We start from the raw sequence: 13,362 nt of genomic DNA on the forward strand, positions 1-13,362 counted from the left end.
AAGAAAAACGATAACCTGATGGGGGTTTTACGGCTCTGATGAGCGACCAGAATCTACTGGACGAACAGCTGGTTGAACGGGTCCAGCGTGGCGATAAAAATGCATTCAACCTGTTGGTAAAAAAATACCAGCATAAAGTGGTCAACCTGGTTGCAAGGTATGTCAACAATCCGGGCGATGTGCCGGATGTGGCGCAGGAGGCGTTTATCAAAGCCTACCGGGCGTTGCCGACATTCCGTGGCGAGAGCGCGTTTTACACCTGGTTGTACCGAATCGCCGTGAATACGGCCAAAAATTATCTGACCTCTCAGGGGCGCAGGCCGCCCAGCAGTGATGTAGAGGCGGACGAGGCAGAATACTATGGTGGTGGCGAAGCCTTGCAAGAGATTGCCACACCGGAAAACCTGGCGCTGACCGACGAGATCAAGCGTACCGTGTTTTCCGCCATAGAAGCTTTGCCTGAAGACTTGAGGACAGCCATCACCCTTCGCGAACTGGAAGGGCTGAGCTACGAAGAGATTGCCGAAATCATGGATTGTCCGGTGGGTACGGTGAGATCCCGCATCTTCCGGGCGAGGGAAGCAATCGATAAAAAGCTGAAACCTCTGATCGAGAATTAACTGGGGAAAGACAGGTTAACTATGGCAACTAAAGAGCAACTCTCGGCCCTGATAGATGGTGACTTGAGCGATGTTGAGGTTCTTGGCGAGCTGGGAATGGATCCGGCGCTGCAAGATACCTGGTCTCGTTACCACTTGATCGGTGATGCCATGCGGGGTGACCTGCCGGTCAATCTGCAACTGGATCTCAGTGACAGCATCATGGCTGCACTGGAAGACGAGCCCACCATACTTGCGCCCAAGCCGGTGGAGAGCAAGCCAACTGCACCGCAGGTTCACACTGCAGCCAAGGTGGTTCCGCTGTTTCGCCGGGTTGGTCAACAGGTGGGGCAATACGCCATCGCCGCGTCTGTCGCCGCTGCCGTCATCTTCGGGGTGCAGCAGTATCAGGGTCAGGATGGCATACCGACCAACCCTGTGCTCAACACCATTCCTGTCGGTGGCAGTGCCTCGCCAGTGAGTGTGCACTACCCGCAAGATGGCAACCGGGCTTCCACCCGCCAGCAAGGGTTGAGCGAGCAACAGATGCAGGAGCAGCGTGAGCGTATCAATGCCTTCCTGCGTGACCACCAGTTGCAACAGCGTCTGCTGCAAGACAAGCAGATTCAGGAATAACGCATTTTTAGGGATCAGACCGTGCGCCAGTCCAGCCGTATTTTGCTGGCCTCTCTCCTGCTGATTTGTGCCAAGGCCTCGGCCGACGATAAGTCGGCCGAGGCCTTGTTGCAGCAGATGCAGAGTGCCGTTTCGCAACAAAATTTCGAATTATCCATGGTCAAGGCCCGTCAGGGGCGCCTCGAACCCATACGTTTCAGCCATGGGGTGATCGATGGCAAGGAGGTGGCTCATCTGAGCTATCTCGACGGCAAGACCATAGAGTACCTGCAGCGTCAGGACGAGTTCACCTTCTTCGAAAATACCCACGAACCCTACACCCTCAAAGGCGCCCGCTTCCCCGGTGTTTGGGCGACGCTGGTAAACATGCCGTTGTCCCGTGTGCTGGAAAGTTATGATCCCGTTCTGGCCGGCCGCAGTCGGGTAGCCGGTCTGGTGGCGCAAGTGGTCAGGCTGGTCCCCAAAGAGGCAGACAAGTATGGCTTCATGCTCTGGATCGATGAACAGAGCAGCCTCTTGCTGCGGGTGGACATGGTGGATCGGGAAGGCAATCTGGTCGAGCAGGTGCTGGGGGTGGATCTGGACAGGCTGAGCGCGCCTGCGCCCTGGCTGGTGAAGCTGGCCGGCAGCAAGCTGCCCCAGGCGCTGGCGCTGGAGGATGCCTATCCGGCGCCGCAGCAGACGCTTAACTGGCGCCTGACCTGGTTGCCGGATGGTTTCAAGGTATTGTCTCAGGACAGGCATCAACTGGTGACCACCAGTTTGCCGGTCGATTACATGATGCTCTCCGATGGGCTGGTGGATCTCTCCGTCTATGTGGCCAGGGTTGATCCCAAGCAGGCGGTGCGTCAGCAGCTGATCCGCCAAGGCGCTACTTCGCTGGTGAGCTACGTCAACGATGTGGGGGTCGAGATCACAGTCGTCGGCGAAGTACCGGCCGACACAGCGAAACGTATCGCCGAGTCGGTGCAACCGTTGGCTCGCAATGAGACTGTACAGTAGTCGCCTGCACATGCTCGCTTGCCCGAGCGGGTCAGTCATGTTCAGATGGGGTCAATCTTTCCCTCGTTATTGTGGAACCGTCTTGTGAGTGAAATGAGCGAAGAGCTGGCAACCGTGGTGGCCATTGATGGACAGCATGCCTGGGTGGAGTGCGAACGGCGCTCCGCCTGCAGCAGTTGCCATCAACAATCCAACTGCGGTACCGGCACGGTTGCCAAGGCGTTTGTGATGAAGCAGCAACGACTGCGGATTGCCCTCACCGCCGAGGTGAGCGTTGGTCAGCAAGTGAGGCTCGGTATTCCCCAGGCGAGCATCCTGCGGGGTGCTGCACTGGTGTATGTATTGCCGCTGTTCTGTCTGCTGGCGGGCGCCCTGCTCGGTCAGCTCTGGTTGGTACCCTTGCTGGCGGGCGGGGAGGGGATCACCATCCTCAGTTGCCTGCTGGGTGGCGTCATCGGATTTTCACTGGTTCGTTACTTTTCCACTCGACTCGAACAGGGGGCATACGGCCCCCGCATGCTGGGTGTGGTACTCCATACCCGCAACCTCTCCTGAGCGTGCAGGCCTGTATTTCTGGTGCTCCGTCGACTAAAGATTGGCCGTCGACCGGGTTATCCAGTAAAATCCTGCCTCCATATCCGGCCTTAACCTAATTTTGAGTGATTCTTGCTCGATGAAACACATTCGTAACTTTTCGATTATTGCGCACATCGACCACGGTAAATCGACCCTGTCGGACCGTCTGATCCAGACTTGCGGCGGCCTGTCCTCCCGCGAGATGCAGGCTCAGGTGCTTGACTCCATGGATTTGGAGCGCGAGCGCGGCATTACCATCAAAGCACAGAGTGTGACCCTGAACTACCAGGCACAAGACGGTAACACCTACCAGCTGAACTTTATCGACACCCCGGGCCACGTAGATTTCTCCTACGAAGTCTCCCGCTCATTGGCGGCCTGTGAAGGGGCGCTGCTGGTGGTAGATGCCGGCCAGGGGGTTGAGGCACAGACTCTGGCCAACTGCTACACCGCCATGGAAATGGAGCTGGAAGTGGTGCCGGTGCTGAACAAGATTGACCTGCCGGCCGCAGAGCCCGAGCGGGTTGCCGAGGAGATCGAAGACATAGTCGGCATCGACGCCATCGATGCTGTCCGTTGCTCCGCCAAGACCGGCCTGGGCGTTGACCTTGTGCTGGAAGAGATAGTGGCTCGCATCCCGGCGCCGGTCGGTGATCCCGATGCACCGCTGCAAGCGCTGATCATCGACTCCTGGTTTGACTCCTATCTGGGTGTCGTCTCTCTGGTGCGGATCAAGAACGGCTCCCTCAAGAAAAACGACAAGATCAAGGTGATGAGCACCGGTCAGGTGTGGGGTGTCGATCGTATCGGTATCTTCACGCCCAAGCAGGTGGATACCCAGGGTCTGGGCTGTGGCGAGGTAGGTTGGGTCGTCTGCGGCATCAAGGACATCCACGGTGCCCCTGTGGGCGATACCCTGACTCAAGCCAAGAATGGTGCCGAAAAAGCGCTGGCGGGTTTCAAAAAGGTGAAGCCACAGGTGTATGCGGGCCTGTTCCCCATCTCCAGCGATGACTATGAGTCATTCCGTGATGCCCTCGACAAACTGTCCCTGAACGATGCTTCCCTGTTCTTCGAACCCGAGAGTTCCACCGCGCTGGGCTTCGGTTTCCGTTGTGGCTTCCTCGGTATGCTGCACATGGAGATCATCCAGGAGCGTCTGGAGCGGGAATACGATCTGGATCTCATCACCACGGCCCCGACCGTGGTCTACGAGATTGAGCTCAATGATGGCTCAACCATCCACATCGACAGCCCGTCTGCCATGCCCCCGGTCAACAACATCAAAGAGATGCGTGAGCCGATCGCCGAGTGCAACATATTGCTGCCTCAGGAGTACATGGGCAACGTCATCACTCTCTGTATCGAGAAGCGTGGCGTGCAGACCAACATGGTCTATCACGGCAACCAGGTCGCACTGACCTATGAAATCCCGATGGCAGAAGTGGTGCTCGATTTCTTCGACCGTCTGAAATCTACCAGCCGTGGTTACGCCTCGCTGGATTACGGCTTCAAGCGCTTTGAAACCTCCGAGATGGTCCGTCTGGATATCATGATCAACGGTGAGCGTGTCGATGCACTGGCCATCATCACCCACAAGGAGAACGCCCAGTATCGCGGTCGCCAGGTGGTGGAGAAGATGCGTGAGCTGATCCCGCGCCAGATGTTTGATATCGCCATTCAGGCATCCATTGGCAACCAGATCATCGCGCGCAGCACGGTCAAGGCCCTGCGTAAAGACGTGACCGCCAAGTGTTATGGCGGTGACGTGAGCCGGAAGAAAAAGCTGCTGAACAAGCAGAAAGAAGGCAAGAAGCGGATGAAGTCCCTGGGCCGTGTCGACGTGCCGCAGGAAGCCTTCCTCGCAATTCTCCATGTAGGAAAGGATTAATCGATGGCAAGCACGTTTTCCCTGATCCTGGTGGTGGTCTGCGTGATCACCGGTATTATCTGGTGTCTGGACAAGATGATCTGGTCCAAGCAGCGGGCCGCCAAGATTGCCGTGGCCCGTGCCCACGGCGGTGCTCATCTGGATGAGGAAACCCTGGCCAAGGTTGCCCCCATGCCGGTCTGGATTGAACAGACCGCAGGTGTGTTTCCGGTCATTACTCTGGTGCTGATACTGCGCTCCTTCCTGTTTGAGCCGTTCCAGATCCCGTCAGGCTCCATGATGCCGACCCTGCTGGTGGGCGACTTCATACTGGTGCAGAAGTTTGCCTATGGCCTCAAGGATCCGGTGACCAACACCCGATTCCTCGAGACTGGCGAACCCAAACGCGGCGATGTGGTGGTGTTCAAGTATCCGCTGGATACCCGGGTGGACTACATCAAGCGGGTGGTCGGCATGCCGGGGGACAGGGTCATCTATCGCAACAAGGAGCTGATGATCCGGCCCAAGTGCGAGGAGCAGGAAGGGAAAACGTGCCCGGGCTTCAAGAAGCTCGACGTCAAGTTTGAACAAAGGGGTGAATTTACCCAGATGGGGATCCCGCTTGATCGCTATACCGAGCAGCTGGGTGAGGTGTCGCATGAGACCTTGCGTAACCCGCTGATGCCCGATATGGTCGGCCGCTATTATCGCCAGCCCGGTACTTACCCCGATGAGTGGGTGGTACCGGAAGGTCAGTACTTCGTGATGGGTGACAACCGTGACAACAGTACCGACAGCCGTTTCTGGGGCTTTGTGCCCGAGCAGAATCTGGTGGGCAAGGCGGTCGCTATCTGGATAAGTTTTGAATTTGAGCGTGAAGAAGGCTCCCTGCTGCCAAGCTGGGTACCGACAGGTGTGCGCTTCAACCGCATTGGCGGAATCAAGTAAATGAATATCAAAATGAACAGACTGCAGTCCCGTCTCGGGCATGTCTTTCACGATAAAGAGCTGTTGACCCGGGCGCTGACTCACCGCAGCGCCGGTTCCCGTCATAATGAGCGACTGGAATTTCTGGGTGACTCCATCCTGAGTCTGGTGATTGCCGATGCTCTGTTCCACCGCTTCCCGCAAGCGGCGGAAGGAGATCTCAGCCGGATGCGCGCCACTCTGGTGCGCGAGAAGACCCTGGCCGAACTGGGCCGGGAGTTTGACCTTGGGGATGACCTGATCCTCGGGCCAGGCGAACTCAAGAGTGGTGGTTTTCGCCGCGAATCCATTCTGGCCGACACGGTCGAGGCGGTGATCGGCGCCGTCTATCTGGATACTGATCTTGAGGCGGTGCGGGTGCTGCTGCTGAGCTGGTATGCCAGCCGTCTGGATGAGATCAAACCAGGCATAGAGCAGAAGGATCCCAAGACCCGCCTGCAGGAAATTTTGCAGGGAAGCCGCAAATCCCTGCCGACCTACACAGTGACCAACGTCAAGGGCGAGGCCCACAACCAGGAGTTCACCGTCCAGTGCGACGTGGAAGGGCTGGATGGTCCGCTGGTCGGGGTCGGCACCAGCCGTCGCAAGGCCGAACAGGCTGCGGCGCAGCAAGCATTGGAAAGACTGTCATGACTGCTATTGATGCAAGAGGCCGCGGTCTTTCAACACAACAGGCATTGGAAAAACTGTCATGACAGATACGACTTACTGCGGCTTTGTCGCCATCGTGGGCCGCCCCAACGTGGGCAAGTCCACCCTGCTCAACAAGCTGCTTGGCCAGAAGGTCAGCATCACCTCGAAGAAACCCCAGACTACCCGTCATCGGATTTTGGGGATCGACACCGAGGACAACCATCAGACCATCTATGTGGATACCCCGGGTCTGCACATTGAAGAGAAGCGGGCCATCAACCGCCTGATGAACCGCGCCGCCACCAGTTCGCTGGGGGATGTGGCCATGGTGGTGTTCGTGGTTGACGGTACCCACTGGACCAAGGATGACGAGATGGTGCTCGGCAAGTTGCGCCATCTGCCCTGTCCCGTTGTGCTGGCGGTCAACAAGATCGACAACGTCAAAGACAAGGAAGACCTGCTGCCCCACCTGGAGTGGCTGGGCCAGCAGATGAAGTTCTCCCATATCCTGCCCATCAGTGCCGAGAAGGGCACCAACGTGGAGAAGATCCGCGAGTGGTCCAAGGATCTGCTGCCGGAGAACAACTTCTTCTTCCCGGAAGATTACGTGACCGACCGCTCTTCCCGCTTCATGGCCTCCGAGATCATCCGTGAGAAGCTGATGCGTTTCACCGGTGAGGAGCTGCCTTACTCTGTGACCGTGGAGATCGAGCGCTTCAAGGTGGAAGAGAGCGGTATCTATCACATCAATGCTCTGATCCTGGTGGAGCGCGATGGCCAGAAGAAGATGGTCATCGGCAACAAGGGTGAGAAGATCAAGACCATAGGCACAGAGGCACGCATCGACATGGAACGCCTGTTCCAGAACAAGGTGTTCCTTGAACTGTGGGTCAAGGTCAAGGCAGGCTGGGCCGATGACGAGCGCGCTCTGCGCAGTCTCGGCTATGGCGATGACTGATTGCTGAGTCCAGCCTTCGTCATCCACAGTCGGCCCTATCGGGAGACCAGTCAGCTGGTCGAGGTGTTTACCCAGGATAGTGGCCGATTTACTCTGGTGGCTCGCGGTTCTCGCGGGCCACGCTCCCCTCTGAAGGGGCTGCTTCAACCTTTTTCCCTGCTCACCATCAGCTGGCGTGGCAAGGGGGATCTCAAGAATCTCGCCCAGGTCGAATGTCCGGATCACTCATTGCGACTCGGTGGCGATCGCCTCTTCTACGGCCTCTACCTCAACGAGCTGGTCTACTACCTGCTGGAAGCCCATACCCCTTTTCCCGAGGTGTTTGACGCCTATGCCCGTGCCCTGATGGCGCTGGCGGATGGCGAGACGCCCGAGCTGCCGTTGCGCCGCTTCGAGTTCCTGCTGTTGCAGGCGCTCGGCTATGCGGTGGACTTCGAATACGCCGCCGACGACGAGTCCGCGATCCAGCCCGAGCTGCTCTATGGCTTCGAGCGCGAATTGGGCTTTGTCGCTTGCGAGCGGGCGCCGGATCCCCGTACCCTGTTTCTCGGTGCCCACCTGCTGGCCTTTGCCGAGGGGCGATTCGATACGCCTCCCTTGCTGCAGGCGGCCAAGCGTTTCAGCCGGTTGGCGCTGCAACCCTATCTGGGCAAACGCCAGTTGAAGAGCCGGGAGCTGTTTTTAAAGCGCAAAGCCAGCACACAGTGACATATGGATATCCGCGCTGACGCCAAGGCGGCAGCCGCACAGTTAACAGATGAAGTGTTTCAAGGAGTCATCAATGAGCGAAATCTATCTGGGTGTGAACATCGACCATATTGCCACCCTGCGCAATGCCCGTGGCACCCAGTATCCGGATCCGGTACAAGCTGCCTTCGTGGCCGAGCAGGCCGGGGCCGACGGCATTACCGTCCACCTGCGGGAAGACCGTCGCCACATCACGGACCGTGATGTGGAGATACTGCGCCAGACCATACAAACCAGAATGAACCTGGAGATGGCGGTGACCGAGGAGATGATCGGCATCGCCTGTCGTATCAAGCCCCACTTCGTCTGCCTGGTGCCGGAGAAGCGTACCGAGGTGACCACAGAGGGTGGTCTTGACGTGGCTGGTCAGCTCGACAAAATCACGGATGCGGTGACTCGGTTGTCGGCCGTGGGGGCCCAGGTGTCGCTGTTTATCGATGCCGACCCGCTGCAGATCGACGCGGCCGCCGACAGTGGTGCTCCCTTCATCGAGATCCACACCGGCCGTTACGCCGACGCCACCACGGATGCCGATCGCAACGCCGAGTTCAAGCGCATCGCCGCCGGCGCTTCCTATGCTGCCGGCAAGGGGCTCAAGGTCAATGCAGGTCATGGCCTGCACTACCACAACGTCAAGGCCATCGCCGCCATCCCCGAGCTCTATGAGCTCAACATAGGCCACGCCATCATAGGCCGGGCCGCCTTCGACGGCCTGACCAAGGCGGTCAGCGACATGCGTCTGCTGATGCAGGAAGCCCGTCAGGGGATTTGACCGATCTGGGTTGATGAGAGATGAAAAGGGACGCCGCGGCGTCCCTTTTGTATGGCATCAGCCACCGGCTGATTGGATTTATGCCTATTTGATGGGCGTCAGCTCCAGAGTGATGAGCTCCAGTGGTGCCAGTTTGATGACCATTCCATCGCTGATTGAAGTCGGCACGGTTTTGTTGTCGCCATATAGTGGCTTGATATTAAAGCCTTTCGCCTCTGTGGTGGGCACTTCAAGCTGGCCTGTCGGTTCCAGGAAGAACTGTTGAGGCTGGCTCGAAGGATTGCGCAGGGTAATGAAAGACTTTGCCGGGCTCCACGCCCCCCAGCCGTAAATCTCCAGTTTGGTGGGGTCGCCGCCAATCCAGTGGCTGTCAAACAGCGCGGCCTGGTTCTGCTGCGACCAGAGCGCGGCCTTGGCCAGCAGATCCCAGTTCTCGCCGCTCAGCAGCTCCGGTGTGATATAGAGCTCCTGCAGCTGGGTGCCGGTGGCAAAGTAGCTCCAGGCCTGATCGGCAAAATCTTGTGGCGACTGCTGATCCAGATGTTTGGCCTGCTTGGCGTAGACAAGCCCGTGCAGCATAAGGGAGTTGAGCGGAAACAGCGGGCCTTGCTTGACGATGGAGCGGTAGGTCTCCGCATCCCGGTAGGTGATCCACTGCTGGACCCTGGAGCCGGGGCCATAGAAGTTGATGTCATCGCCACCGCGCCAGATGGAGTCGGCGAAGAAGAGCCAGGAGGGCGAGGCCGTGGTGCCCGTGGTCAGATTGATGAAGACCTCTTTATTGGCGGTGCGGGCATCCGAGATCAGATGGATGGCGGCATCGAAGTCGCTGGTGAACCGGCTGCCCTTGATCTGCTTGTTGGCGTTGCCGGTACCATCGAACTTGAAGTGGGTGACCCCTTGCTCCTGAATGAGTGACATCACTTTCTGGTGGAAGTTTTTGTAGTAGACGGGGCCCGAGAGAGCGAACTTGCCATCGCTCAGCTCATAGCCAAACTCGGCGGCATGGGAGACCCGCTCATCCCTCGGCTTGTTGTAGCCACCCCAGGGGGAGAACCAGATGCCGAGCTGGGCGTGATATTTTTCTGCCGCCTTTTTCAGCTTGCTGAAACCATGAGGAAAGTCCTTGCTGAATCCCCAGTTGCCCTTGCGGTCATCCCAGCCATCGTCGAACAGGAAGCCGCTCATGGGCACACCGCGTTTGGTGACCAGCTTCTCGCCAAACTGCGTGATGCGGGTGAGGGCGTCGGCTTCCGTGTAGGGGTTGAAGAAGCCGATATCGAGCCAGGAGTTGTAGTGCAGATAGGGGGCGTAGGGTCTGTCACGGGCGTCGTTGATGAACTGGTTGAAGTCACGTCTGAGCTGACCCTCGCGGAAGGTGCCGACATAGGTGCGATAGGTGAGCGGCTTGCCCTGCTCCAGCGGCAGCGCGAGCGGGATCATCTGGCTGACGCCCCCCTCGTAGGCGCGGGTGTTGACCAGCGGATTCTGCGGCGTGATGAAGAAACTGTCGCTGACGATGGGGGCGCTGTTGATGGCGCCGTAGACAAAGGGCGCCTGGGAGTGGAACGGCAACATGGAGAAGCCGTTGATCCGCTTGCCATTCTTGAGGGTGTCGAGGGCGAAGTCGATGCTGGCGTAGCGCTTGTCTTTGGCCAGCCGGATCTCGCTCTTGATCAGGAAGTCGGCGTTGCTCAGCGCTATGTCAATGTGGTCCTGCTCTTTGGCAAACGCATCTACAGTGAAGTCGGCCGACGAGGTCAGCCTGTCATCCAGCCCCTTGATATCGAACAGGGTATTCGAGCGGATGACATCCCCGTTCGCCGTGTTGGTGAAGGTGATCTCCTGGAACTTGCCAGCATCCGTTTTGACGCTGATCTGGTACTGGTTGCCCTGCAGCGACATCACCTCGGCCCGGGCGAGGGCGGGCAGGGTCAGCAGGAGCAGCAGCGTCATGGCGGTACGTGCGTTCATATTTATCTCCGTATAGATGATGAATGGCGGTGTGACTGGGCGATGGGGCTTGGCGTCCTCCTGATGCTGGCGGATTTGCGGGATGTGGTGCGGGCTCACCAGGCTGGCGAGCCCGCAGACCGGTTACAGCTTGCCGTCGCTCATGCACATGCGGATCTTGGCAGCGACCACCTCCTCCATGGCGGCCATGGCGGGCACCAGATACTGGCGGGGATCGCTGGCATCCGGGTGGGCGGCGAGGAAGGCCTTCATGGCGTCGGCGAAGGCGATCTTCAGCTCGGTGGCCACGTTGACCTTGCATACCCCGAGCGAGATGCAGCGGCGAACGTCCCGGTCGGGAATGCCGGAGGCGCCGTGCAGCACCAGCGGAATGGAGACCCTGTCCCGGATGGCGGCGAGGCGATCAAAGTCGAGACGTGGCTCTTCCTTGTAGAGGCCGTGCGCCGTGCCGATGGCCACGGCGAGGGAGTCGATGCCGGTGCGCGCCACGAACTCGGCCGCCTTGTCCGGATCGGTCAGATGGGCGTTGGCGGCGTCCACTATCAGGTCATCCTCCTGCCCGCCGAGCTGGCCCAGCTCGGCCTCCACGCTCGCCCCCATGCGGTGGCAGAAGGTGACGACCCGCTGCACCTTGGCGACGTTCTCCTCGAATGGCAGGTGGGAAGCGTCGATCATGGCGGAGTGGATGCCGGATTCGACCTTGAAGTGGATATCCTGTTCATCCTCGTGGTGGTCCAGGTGCAGCACCAGCGGTATGCGGTACTGGTGGGCTGCCGAGGCGCAGATGGAGACCAGATATTCGACCCCGGCGTGGCGATAGGTGCCCGGCGTGGCGGCCAGGATGACGGGAGATTTCAGTTGGGCGGCGGTGCGGGCCACCACCTCGACGGTTTCCAGGTTGTGGATGTTGAAGGCCGGTACGGCGTAGCCGCGGCGCTGGGCATCCTTGAGCATTTCGTGAGACGAGATCAGATACATGAGGACTCCTTGGCGCCTTCAGTGGCGTCGGGTTCAGAGAAAGAGGCGGGGGCGCTGGCGGGAGTTATCTCCCTGCCGGCGACCCAGATATGTTGCTGGTAGAGGGCCGGTGTGAGGGCGAGCAGGTTGGCCCGCTTGCCGACGGCCAGCGAGCCGAGCTGGCCGTCGATGCCGAGCATGCGGGCGGGAGCCAGCGATGCCATCTGGATCGCTTCTGCAAGGGGCACCCCGGCCAGATGTACCATGTTGCGCACGGCCCCGAGCAGGGTGAGGGTACTGCCCGCCAGGCCGCCGGTGGCGGTGCGTACCACCCCATTTTTCATCTCCACCCGGTAGTCACCGAGCAGGTAGTGGCCGTCCGGCATGCCGGCGGCGCGCATGGCATCCGTGATGAGCAGCAGGCGATCCCCGGCGCAGCGGTGGCACAGCTTGAGTACGGTAGGATGCACATGATGGCCGTCGGCGATGAGCTCCAGCCAGGCGGTGGGATGCACCAGACCGGCCCCCACCATGCCGGGTTCCCTGTGGTGCAGTCCGCGCATGCCGTTGAAACAGTGCACCAGGCCGGTCGCACCGGCAGTCAGTGCCGCCTGTGTGGTGTCGTGGCCGGCGGCGGAGTGACCCAGCATGACCCGGATGCCGGCCGCCTTGAGGTGGCAGATGGCCGCCAGGGCGTTGGCCTTCTCGGGGGCGAAGGCGACAACCTTCAGGGTGCCACGCGCCTGACGCTGCAACTGTGCCAGCTCCGCCAGGTCGAGTTCCCGGAACAGCGCCGGATCGTGGGCGCCCTTGTTGTCGGGGGTGAAGTAGGGCCCCTCCAGGTAGCTGCCGAGCAGCTGGGCGCCCGGCATGCCGCTCTCCATGGCATCGGCGACCCGATTCAGGGCGCGTACTATGGCGGGTAGCGGTGCGGTAACCGTGGTGGCGAGGAAGGCACCGACCCCTTCCGCCGCCTTGGCGAGAGAAAGCCGGGCCAGCACGCCGGCCTCCTCGTCCATCACATCGACGCCGGCCCCGCCGTGAACGTGGCCATCGATGAGGGCGGGCACCAGCAACTCGACCTCCCGCACCGGATCGTCTGCCGGTATGGGGGCGATGGCGGTGATGATGCCGCCCTCATGGGTAAGTACTTGATGCTCCAGCCAACCCTGCTCGGTCAGCAGGCGACGGGCACGGATCCGTGTTGCCATCTAGATACCCTCCTCGGCCCGCGCTTCGGCCCGCTCGCGTGCCAGCTCATCCACCAGACTGGTGAGACCGCGATGACCGCAGCACAGGGCTTGCTCGCGAAACTGTGACGGGGTCAGCTCGCCGCGATCCATGGTCATCTCCAGCAGCAGCTGCAGATTGGTGCCGGTCACGACTTCCCGGTCTGGCTGGCGCAGCGCCAGGGTAGAGGCGACCCGAAACGGGGTGCCGCCCAGCAGATCGGTCAGAAAGACCACGCCGTTGCCACGGTCGACCCGGGCCAGCGCTGCCTCGCACTGGCTCTGCAGTAAGGCCGTGGTGGAGGACTCGGGAAAGTCGATGGCGACGACCGCCTCCTGCTCACCGAGGATCTGGACCATGGCCTGCTCCATGCCGCTGGCAAAGCCGCCATGACCGCAAATGATGATGCCCAACATAAGGT

Annotated in this window: 14 protein-coding genes; 10 read left to right on the forward strand and 4 right to left on the reverse strand. The window is 59.9% G+C overall.

Annotated elements, in window-relative coordinates; all coding sequences use genetic code 11:
* The first annotated feature begins 38 nt into the window (after positions 1–38).
* From rpoE to pdxJ, 10 genes are all read left to right on the forward strand, one after another.
* On the forward strand, positions 39–620 hold the full coding sequence (gene rpoE, locus AC1P02_RS08940; RefSeq protein ID WP_005318837.1) for an RNA polymerase sigma factor RpoE: 582 nt from the start codon (positions 39–41) through the stop codon (positions 618–620).
* A gap of 21 nt (positions 621–641) precedes the next feature.
* On the forward strand, positions 642–1,235 hold the full coding sequence (locus AC1P02_RS08945) for an RseA family anti-sigma factor (RefSeq protein ID WP_219591262.1): 594 nt from the start codon (positions 642–644) through the stop codon (positions 1,233–1,235).
* Between the two features lie 21 nt (positions 1,236–1,256).
* Complete coding sequence (locus AC1P02_RS08950) at positions 1,257–2,237, forward strand: MucB/RseB C-terminal domain-containing protein (protein WP_485185066.1); 981 nt, start codon at positions 1,257–1,259, stop codon at positions 2,235–2,237.
* A gap of 93 nt (positions 2,238–2,330) precedes the next feature.
* Positions 2,331–2,792 (forward strand): SoxR reducing system RseC family protein, encoded by a 462-nt coding sequence (locus AC1P02_RS08955; RefSeq protein ID WP_005318845.1) that lies wholly within the window; start codon positions 2,331–2,333, stop codon positions 2,790–2,792.
* 118 nt (positions 2,793–2,910) lie between these two features.
* Positions 2,911–4,704: a translation elongation factor 4 gene (gene lepA / locus AC1P02_RS08960; protein ID WP_005318848.1), complete on the forward strand. Its 1,794-nt coding sequence runs from the start codon at positions 2,911–2,913 to the stop codon at positions 4,702–4,704.
* Between the two features lie 3 nt (positions 4,705–4,707).
* Positions 4,708–5,631, forward strand: a complete 924-nt coding sequence (gene lepB, locus AC1P02_RS08965; protein WP_485185069.1) for a signal peptidase I — start codon at positions 4,708–4,710, stop codon at positions 5,629–5,631.
* The gene (gene rnc / locus AC1P02_RS08970) at positions 5,632–6,303 is read left to right on the forward strand and encodes a ribonuclease III (RefSeq protein WP_005318852.1); all 672 of its coding nucleotides are present in this window, start codon (positions 5,632–5,634) and stop codon (positions 6,301–6,303) included.
* 58 nt (positions 6,304–6,361) lie between these two features.
* On the forward strand, positions 6,362–7,261 hold the full coding sequence (gene era, locus AC1P02_RS08975; RefSeq protein WP_005318854.1) for a GTPase Era: 900 nt from the start codon (positions 6,362–6,364) through the stop codon (positions 7,259–7,261).
* Positions 7,262–7,969 carry a DNA repair protein RecO gene (gene recO, locus AC1P02_RS08980; protein WP_042872706.1) on the forward strand — a complete coding sequence of 236 codons (708 nt, stop codon included), beginning with the start codon at positions 7,262–7,264 and terminating at the stop codon, positions 7,967–7,969. It begins immediately after the preceding gene.
* 73 nt (positions 7,970–8,042) lie between these two features.
* Positions 8,043–8,780, forward strand: a complete 738-nt coding sequence (gene pdxJ, locus AC1P02_RS08985) for a pyridoxine 5'-phosphate synthase (RefSeq protein WP_087757222.1) — start codon at positions 8,043–8,045, stop codon at positions 8,778–8,780.
* Positions 8,781–8,864: 84 nt separating this feature from the next.
* Here pdxJ and AC1P02_RS08990 read toward each other — a convergent pair whose 3' ends face one another.
* The 4 genes from AC1P02_RS08990 to agaF all read right to left on the reverse strand — a co-directional run bounded on the left by AC1P02_RS08990 (position 8,865) and on the right by agaF (position 13,357).
* Entirely contained in the window at positions 8,865–10,754 is a 1,890-nt protein-coding gene (locus tag AC1P02_RS08990; protein WP_485185073.1) for an enterotoxin, read from the reverse strand.
* Between the two features lie 123 nt (positions 10,755–10,877).
* The gene (locus AC1P02_RS08995; protein ID WP_058395225.1) at positions 10,878–11,732 is read right to left on the reverse strand and encodes a tagatose bisphosphate family class II aldolase; all 855 of its coding nucleotides are present in this window, start codon (positions 11,730–11,732) and stop codon (positions 10,878–10,880) included.
* A complete protein-coding gene (gene nagA / locus AC1P02_RS09000; RefSeq protein ID WP_485185075.1) occupies positions 11,723–12,922 on the reverse strand; it encodes an N-acetylglucosamine-6-phosphate deacetylase in 1,200 nt (399 codons plus the stop codon). Before nagA ends, AC1P02_RS08995 begins: the two co-directional genes overlap by 10 nt.
* Positions 12,923–13,357 carry a PTS galactosamine/N-acetylgalactosamine transporter subunit IIA gene (gene agaF, locus AC1P02_RS09005; RefSeq protein WP_485185077.1) on the reverse strand — a complete coding sequence of 145 codons (435 nt, stop codon included), beginning with the start codon at positions 13,355–13,357 and terminating at the stop codon, positions 12,923–12,925.
* Positions 13,358–13,362 lie beyond the last annotated feature (5 nt).

This window comes from Aeromonas sp. TS_SC_11, from assembly GCF_057318915.1.

Excerpts from the sequence above, each read along its gene's own strand:
- rpoE (WP_005318837.1), top strand. The coding sequence starts at position 39 with ATGAGCGACCAGAATCTACTGGACGAACAGCTGGTTGAACGGGTCCAG.
- AC1P02_RS08945 (WP_219591262.1), top strand. The coding sequence starts at position 642 with ATGGCAACTAAAGAGCAACTCTCGGCCCTGATAGATGGTGACTTGAGC.
- AC1P02_RS08955 (WP_005318845.1), top strand. The coding sequence starts at position 2,331 with ATGAGCGAAGAGCTGGCAACCGTGGTGGCCATTGATGGACAGCATGCC.
- lepA (WP_005318848.1), top strand. The coding sequence starts at position 2,911 with ATGAAACACATTCGTAACTTTTCGATTATTGCGCACATCGACCACGGT.
- lepB (WP_485185069.1), top strand. The coding sequence starts at position 4,708 with ATGGCAAGCACGTTTTCCCTGATCCTGGTGGTGGTCTGCGTGATCACC.
- rnc (WP_005318852.1), top strand. The coding sequence starts at position 5,632 with ATGAATATCAAAATGAACAGACTGCAGTCCCGTCTCGGGCATGTCTTT.
- era (WP_005318854.1), top strand. The coding sequence starts at position 6,362 with ATGACAGATACGACTTACTGCGGCTTTGTCGCCATCGTGGGCCGCCCC.
- pdxJ (WP_087757222.1), top strand. The coding sequence starts at position 8,043 with ATGAGCGAAATCTATCTGGGTGTGAACATCGACCATATTGCCACCCTG.
- AC1P02_RS08990 (WP_485185073.1), bottom strand. The coding sequence starts at position 10,754 with ATGAACGCACGTACCGCCATGACGCTGCTGCTCCTGCTGACCCTGCCC.
- AC1P02_RS08995 (WP_058395225.1), bottom strand. The coding sequence starts at position 11,732 with ATGTATCTGATCTCGTCTCACGAAATGCTCAAGGATGCCCAGCGCCGC.
- nagA (WP_485185075.1), bottom strand. The coding sequence starts at position 12,922 with ATGGCAACACGGATCCGTGCCCGTCGCCTGCTGACCGAGCAGGGTTGG.
- agaF (WP_485185077.1), bottom strand. The coding sequence starts at position 13,357 with ATGTTGGGCATCATCATTTGCGGTCATGGCGGCTTTGCCAGCGGCATG.